This window comes from Psychrilyobacter piezotolerans, from assembly GCF_003391055.1.
Classification (GTDB): domain Bacteria; phylum Fusobacteriota; class Fusobacteriia; order Fusobacteriales; family Fusobacteriaceae; genus Psychrilyobacter; species Psychrilyobacter piezotolerans.
On sequence record NZ_QUAJ01000030.1, the window covers coordinates 22,435 to 28,732 of the forward strand.

The window sequence follows — 6,298 nt, forward strand, 5'->3', positions numbered from 1 at the left end:
TTAACGAAAATTCAGGGTCTGTATCTGGTGATAAAACATTTCTTAAAAACTGAGAATTTTTTAAGAGCCCCCAGGTACTAAAAAGTATCTGGGGGCTCTTTTTTTTATAGGAGGAATAAGATGAAAAACTACAGAAAAGAAGAGGAATTTGTCATGGATTTTGAAAAAATATTCGAGTCCTACGGGTATGAAAAGATCAGGCTGAATACCTTTGAGAAGTACGACACATACTTTGCAAACAAAGATATGATAAATGAGAATAATCTCCTGAAAATAATGAATCCAAAGGGCGACCTCTATGTGCTGAGGCCGGATATGACCCTGCCGGTAGTAAAATATTTTTCCGAACAACAGGCAGACAGGGGAAAATTTTACTACAACGACAGTGTGTTTCGTGCAGACAAAAACGGGCTGGAATTCAACGAAAGAAAACAGGTGGGGATAGAATATTTGGGTGGTGAAAATATCCTCTCCGACGTAGAGGTCCTGGACCTCGCTGTACAGACATTGGAAAAATTAGACCAAAACTACATTCTGTGTATCTCCAACACGGAATTTATCAAAGAGATGGTGAACTCTGTAACGGAGGAAAAAGAGGAAAGGGGGCGTATCCTCGAATATCTGTACAGAAGGAGCAGTGACCTTGAAAATTATCTGAAAAATATAGGTGTAGGGGAAGAAAAAGTCGCTAAACTTCTAAAGTTAAACCGGCTCTTCGGAAACTTTGAAATGGTAAAGGAAACTCTATATGAGATGGCAATGACTAATAAACAGAGGCAAATACTGGAGGATTTAGAGACTGTCCTAAAGGCTCTGGATAAAAAATATTCCCAGAAAAAGATAGAGATAGATTTTTCCATAAGTGTTGCACTGCAATACTATAACGGGCTGATCTTTAAAGGTTATATCTCGGATATCAGAAAGCCTGTACTGAGCGGCGGCAGGTATGACAAACTGGTTACAAGATTTGGAAAGGATGCATCGGCACTGGGTTTTTGTCTGGAGATAGACAATTATTTTGAGTCTATAAAAAGGGAGCGTACAAAGATAGATTATCTGCTCCTCTATTCAGATCTGGAAAACGGGTTTGAGGCCATGGAAAAGGCCAGAGAATACAGAAAATACGGTAAGACGGTAAGGGTTTTGACAGAGGATAAAAGCCAAACGCTCCAGGAGCTCAAAGAAAAATATTCGATAATTCAATATTTTTAGGATTGAGGAAAGTATAAAATTATGTATGGGATTGTGAGGAAGAAAAATTTAATTACACTTAATTGGATGCAGCATAACATAACGTTACTTTTTAGGAGGACAGATCATGTATATAAATATAGCTCTGCCCAAGGGCAGATTGGGGAAAAAATCATACGACCTTTTGAAAAAAATAGGTTATTCGTGCAAGGAACTGGAAGAGGAAGGCAGAAAGCTTGTATTTACAAGCGAGGAAAATAAAGTGAGATACTTCTGGGTAAAACCAAGTGACGTATCTGTATATGTGGAAAAAGGTATTGCAGATATAGGGGTCGCCGGGGTGGATGTACTCATGGAAAACGAGGCAGATGTCTATGACATGCTGGACCTTGGATTTGGCAGGTGTTATTTTGCCATAGCTGCCCCAAGGGGATGGGAATATAACGGCAACAGGACCATAAAGATAGCTACGAAATATATTAATTATGCCAGAAAGTATTTTGAAAAAATGGAAAGAAAGGTGGAACTCATAAAATTAAATGGTTCTGTGGAGCTGGCTCCCATGGTGGGCCTTTCCGATGCCATAGTGGACATAGTGGAAACCGGTGCCACACTGAGAGAAAATAATCTGGATATCATAGAAAAACTGGAGAATATCAGTGCAAGGATAATTGTCAACAAGGTAAGCTATAAATTTAAAAATGAGACTATAGAAAAAGTGCTTGAGGATATAAGGGGGGAGCTATAATGAAAATACTTAGAAGTTCACAGTACGATGCCATCAAGTCTGAGATCCTATCAAGGGGTGACCTGGACTATAAAGATATCAATGTTACTGTAGAAGAGATAGTAAAAAATGTAAAGGAAAATGGAGACAGTGCAGTCCTTGAATATACTGCAAAGTTTGACGGTGCAGAACTGGAGAGGATGGAGGTCACAGCAGAGGAGATGGAAAGAGCTTGGGAAAGAACTCCTGAATCTCTCAAAATAGCTCTCGCAGAAGCAGCCCACAGCATCAGAAGGTTTCACGAAAGACAGAAGAGAAATTCATTCATGGATAATACAACAAAGGGAAAGATAACCGGACAGCTCATAAATCCAATAGAAAAAGTAGGAATATATGTTCCAGGGGGGAAATCCCCTTATCCGTCTACAGTTCTTATGAATGCCATTCCTGCAAAGGTGGCAGGTGTAGAAGATCTGGTTATGATCACTCCTCCCGGAAAAACAGGTGAGATCATGGATAATATTCTGGCAGCTGCAAAAATAGCCGGTGTTGACAGGATATTCAAGGTAGGAGGAGCCCAGGGAATAGCTGCACTGGCATATGGTACCCAAACCATCCCAAAGGTGTACAAGATAACGGGACCGGGCAATATCTACGTAGCCCTGGCCAAAAAACAGGTGTATGGAATAGTGGACATTGACATGATAGCAGGACCAAGCGAGATCCTAATTATAGCAGACGACAGTGCAAATCCCAGATATATTGCTGCGGATCTTCTTTCTCAGGCAGAACATGATGAACTGGCTTCCTCTTTACTTATAACTCCCAGTGAGAAACTGGCAGAAACAGTATCAAAAGAGGTGGATATCCAGCTGGCTGAACTCACCAAGAAAGAGATAGCAGCAAAATCTCTGGAAAACTACGGAAGAATTATAATCACAGAGGATCTGGACGAAGCCATCGATCTAGCCAACGACATAGCTGCAGAACATTTGGAGCTCATGGTAGCCGAACCTTTTCTTTATGTAAACTCAATTAAAAATGCCGGAGCAGTATTCGTAGGGGAGAATACACCAGAACCTTTGGGAGATTACTATGCCGGACCAAATCATACACTCCCTACAAATGGAACTGCAAAATTTTCATCGCCCCTTTCAGTGGATGATTTCATAAAGAAAACTTCGGTAATCTATTATTCCAAGGAAGCACTGAAAGAAGTAAAAGACACCATCCTGGAGATCTCAGAAAGTGAGGGACTGACGGCTCACAGCAATTCCATCAGGATTAGATTTGAGGAGGAAAAATTATGAAATATTGGAGCAAGATCACTAAGACGCTGACTCCTTATGTCCCGGGAGAGCAGTTGAATGAACCCGGGATAATAAAGCTCAACACCAATGAAAATCCTTTTCCGCCATCTCCAAAAGTTATCGAAAAAATAAAAAAATGTCTGGGATCGGAGCTTAAGAAGTATCCCGATCCTGAGAGTACTGAACTGAGAAATTCCATTGCAGACTTTTATGAGATAGAAAAAGATAATGTATTTGTTGGAAACGGGTCCGATGAAGTCCTTGCCCATGTCTTTATGGCATTTTTTAAAGACAAGAAACTCTATTTTCCGGATATTACATACAGCTTTTATCCTGTTTACTGCGGATTATATGAGATAAACTATCAGACCATTTCTCTAAACAAAAAATTTGAAATGGAGACGAAGGAGTATCTCAACCTGGACGGGAACATCATCTTTCCAAATCCAAATGCACCTACAGGCATAGGGATGGAGCTGGATGCCATTGAAAAAATCTTGAAAAACAATCCCGGCAACCTCGTAGTTGTGGACGAAGCCTATATAGATTTTGGAGGTAAATCTGCAGTGGAACTTATAGATAATTACAAGAACCTCCTCATTGTCCAGACCTTCTCAAAATCAAGATCTCTGGCCGGTATGAGGATAGGGTTCGCTATCGGTGACGAGAAACTTATAGAGGGACTCATAAGGGTAAAAGATTCGTTCAATTCATATCCTTTGGACAGACTGGCCCAGGCTGCAGGAAAGGCTGCCATGGAGGACAGAGATTACTTTGAATATACCCGGGATGAGATAATAAAAAACAGGGAATGGACAATATCAGAACTTAGAATGAGAGGCATGGAGCTGCTTCCCTCAAAGGCAAACTTTATCTTTGTAAGGGTGAAAGATGCCGAAAATATGTACAGGGAATTAAAGGCAAGAAAGATCCTTGTGAGATATTTTAAAAAGCCTCTCATGGACAGCTATTTGAGAATTTCCATTGGAACAAAGGAAGAGATGGGAAAACTGATAAAAAATATTGATCAGATAATGGGGGTGTAATTGTGAGAAAAAGCTCGATAAAAAGAAAGACAAAGGAAACCGAGATAGATCTGGAACTGAATCTGGACGGTAGTGGTAAATACGAGATATCAACAGGAATAGGATTCTTCGACCACATGATGGAACTTTTTACAAGGCACGGTCTCTTTGATATAAAGCTGAAGGTAAAGGGGGACACCTATATCGACTGCCACCATTCAGTGGAGGACGCAGGTATAGTCCTTGGCAGGGCGTTCAGGGAAGCACTGGGTGAGATGAAAGGTATCAGAAGGTACGGAAATTTTTATCTGCCAATGGATGAAACCCTTACCCTTGCTGCCATTGATATCAGCGGGAGGGCATATCTCCACATGGACCCTATTCCCGACAAAAGAGTGGGGGATATGGAAAGTGAAATGGTAAAAGAATTTTTCTGGGCCTTTGTAAGAAATGCCCAAATAACCCTTCATATAAAGTTAATCCACGGAGACAACACCCACCATATCATCGAGAGTATATTTAAAGGGGTAGCCAGAGCACTGGATCAGGCTGTGACCATAGACGAAAGAATAAAAGGGGAGATCCCTTCGACAAAAGGAGTGATATAGGGATGATTGCAATTATAGATTACGGTGTAGGAAATATTCATTCGGTTATGAGTGCACTAAATAAACTGGAAATAGAAAATGTTCTCACTTCTGACCCTGAGGTGATAAAAAATGCTGACGGAATAATCCTTCCAGGGGTGGGGGCCTTCAGGGATGCTGTAAAAAGTCTTGAAGATACAGGTCTCATCCCTCTCATAAAAAAATGTGCAGCAGATGGGAAACCTCTTCTGGGGATCTGTTTGGGGATGCAGCTCCTCTATGAAAAAAATTTCGAAGACGGTGAATATGAAGGACTTGGGCTGCTTAAAGGGGAGGTCAGATCCCTAAAACCCTATATATCAAAGGATCTAAAAATTCCTCACATGGGATGGAACAGACTTAATATTAAGCAGGATTCTCCTCTTTTCAAATACCTCGAAAAGAATGAATTCGTTTATTATGTGCATAGCTATTTCGCCAGGGGAAGTTCCGAAGATATCCTTGCCTCCAGTGAATACGGCATAGAGGTTCCGGGAGTAGTGGGACACAAGAATATAATGGGGATGCAGTTCCACCCTGAAAAAAGCAGCAGCACAGGACTAAAACTATTAAAAGCATTTGGGGAGATGATAAAATGATAATTTTTCCGGCAATAGACCTAAAAGACGGGAGAGCAGTGAGGCTGAGCAAGGGAGATTTTGATAAGATGGATATCTTTTCCGACAAACCCTGGGAAGTGGCAAAAGAATTTCAAGAGAAGGGAGCAGAGTGGATCCATCTGGTGGATCTGGACGGTGCAAAAGACGGTGAAAATAAAAATTTAGATACAATAAAAAAAATAAGGGAAACTGTCGACATTAACCTTCAGCTGGGGGGAGGGATCAGAACCCTGGAGACCGCTGAAATGCTCTTAAACTTGGGTATAAACAGAATTATATTGGGAACAGCAGCCATTGAAAACCAGGAACTGCTTAAAAACCTTGTGGAGAAATATGGGGAAAAGATAGCCGTGTCTGTGGATGAGAAAAACGGAAAGGCAGCCATAAAAGGATGGCTGGAAGAAAGTGATATAGATGCTTTTGAGCTATGCAGATCACTGAAGGAAATTGGTGTAAAGACTATAATCTATACCGATATCTCAAAGGACGGGATGATGGCAGGACCAAATTTTAGTGCATATGAGAAAATCAATAGACTGGGAGTTGATGTAATAGCTTCAGGCGGGGTAAGCAGTTTAAAAGATATTGAGACTCTGAAAAAAGCAGATATTTACGGTGCTATTATTGGAAAGGCTGTCTACCTGGGAAATATCAAGCTGGAGGAAGTACTATAGACTAACTATATGAAGTCAAGTAAAAATAATTGATTTTTTTTAAAGTCAAGTTTAAAAAAAATGGCATTACAAAAAAAGGTGCTAAGATTTTAAATTTTTTAAAAGTTAACTGCAGATGAATTTTT

The 6,298-nt window shown here is 40.5% G+C and carries 7 protein-coding genes; all 7 read left to right on the forward strand.

Annotated features, from left to right (window positions below; translation table 11 throughout):
• The first annotated feature begins 120 nt into the window (after positions 1-120).
• Complete coding sequence (locus DYH56_RS13240) at positions 121-1,212, forward strand: ATP phosphoribosyltransferase regulatory subunit (RefSeq protein WP_114643357.1); 1,092 nt, start codon at positions 121-123, stop codon at positions 1,210-1,212.
• 106 nt (positions 1,213-1,318) lie between these two features.
• Complete coding sequence (gene hisG, locus DYH56_RS13245; protein ID WP_114643358.1) at positions 1,319-1,939, forward strand: ATP phosphoribosyltransferase; 621 nt, start codon at positions 1,319-1,321, stop codon at positions 1,937-1,939.
• On the forward strand, positions 1,939-3,228 hold the full coding sequence (hisD, locus tag DYH56_RS13250; RefSeq protein WP_114643359.1) for a histidinol dehydrogenase: 1,290 nt from the start codon (positions 1,939-1,941) through the stop codon (positions 3,226-3,228). The genes hisG and hisD overlap by 1 nt, the downstream gene beginning before the upstream one ends.
• Entirely contained in the window at positions 3,225-4,274 is a 1,050-nt protein-coding gene (gene hisC / locus DYH56_RS13255) for a histidinol-phosphate transaminase (RefSeq protein WP_114643360.1), read from the forward strand. Before hisD ends, hisC begins: the two co-directional genes overlap by 4 nt.
• A 2-nt stretch (positions 4,275-4,276) precedes the next feature.
• On the forward strand, positions 4,277-4,861 hold the full coding sequence (gene hisB, locus DYH56_RS13260; RefSeq protein ID WP_114643361.1) for an imidazoleglycerol-phosphate dehydratase HisB: 585 nt from the start codon (positions 4,277-4,279) through the stop codon (positions 4,859-4,861).
• 2 nt (positions 4,862-4,863) lie between these two features.
• A complete protein-coding gene (gene hisH / locus DYH56_RS13265; protein ID WP_114643362.1) occupies positions 4,864-5,478 on the forward strand; it encodes an imidazole glycerol phosphate synthase subunit HisH in 615 nt (204 codons plus the stop codon).
• Positions 5,475-6,173, forward strand: a complete 699-nt coding sequence (gene hisA / locus DYH56_RS13270) for a 1-(5-phosphoribosyl)-5-[(5-phosphoribosylamino)methylideneamino]imidazole-4-carboxamide isomerase (protein WP_114643363.1) — start codon at positions 5,475-5,477, stop codon at positions 6,171-6,173. Before hisH ends, hisA begins: the two co-directional genes overlap by 4 nt.
• Positions 6,174-6,298: the final 125 nt, after the last annotated feature.

Bases quoted from the DNA above. Each gene is read 5' to 3' on its own strand.
- DYH56_RS13240 (WP_114643357.1), top strand. From the start codon at position 121: ATGAAAAACTACAGAAAAGAAGAGGAATTTGTCATGGATTTTGAAAAA.
- hisC (WP_114643360.1), top strand. From the start codon at position 3,225: ATGAAATATTGGAGCAAGATCACTAAGACGCTGACTCCTTATGTCCCG.
- hisH (WP_114643362.1), top strand. From the start codon at position 4,864: ATGATTGCAATTATAGATTACGGTGTAGGAAATATTCATTCGGTTATG.
- hisD (WP_114643359.1), top strand. From the start codon at position 1,939: ATGAAAATACTTAGAAGTTCACAGTACGATGCCATCAAGTCTGAGATC.
- hisA (WP_114643363.1), top strand. From the start codon at position 5,475: ATGATAATTTTTCCGGCAATAGACCTAAAAGACGGGAGAGCAGTGAGG.
- hisG (WP_114643358.1), top strand. From the start codon at position 1,319: ATGTATATAAATATAGCTCTGCCCAAGGGCAGATTGGGGAAAAAATCA.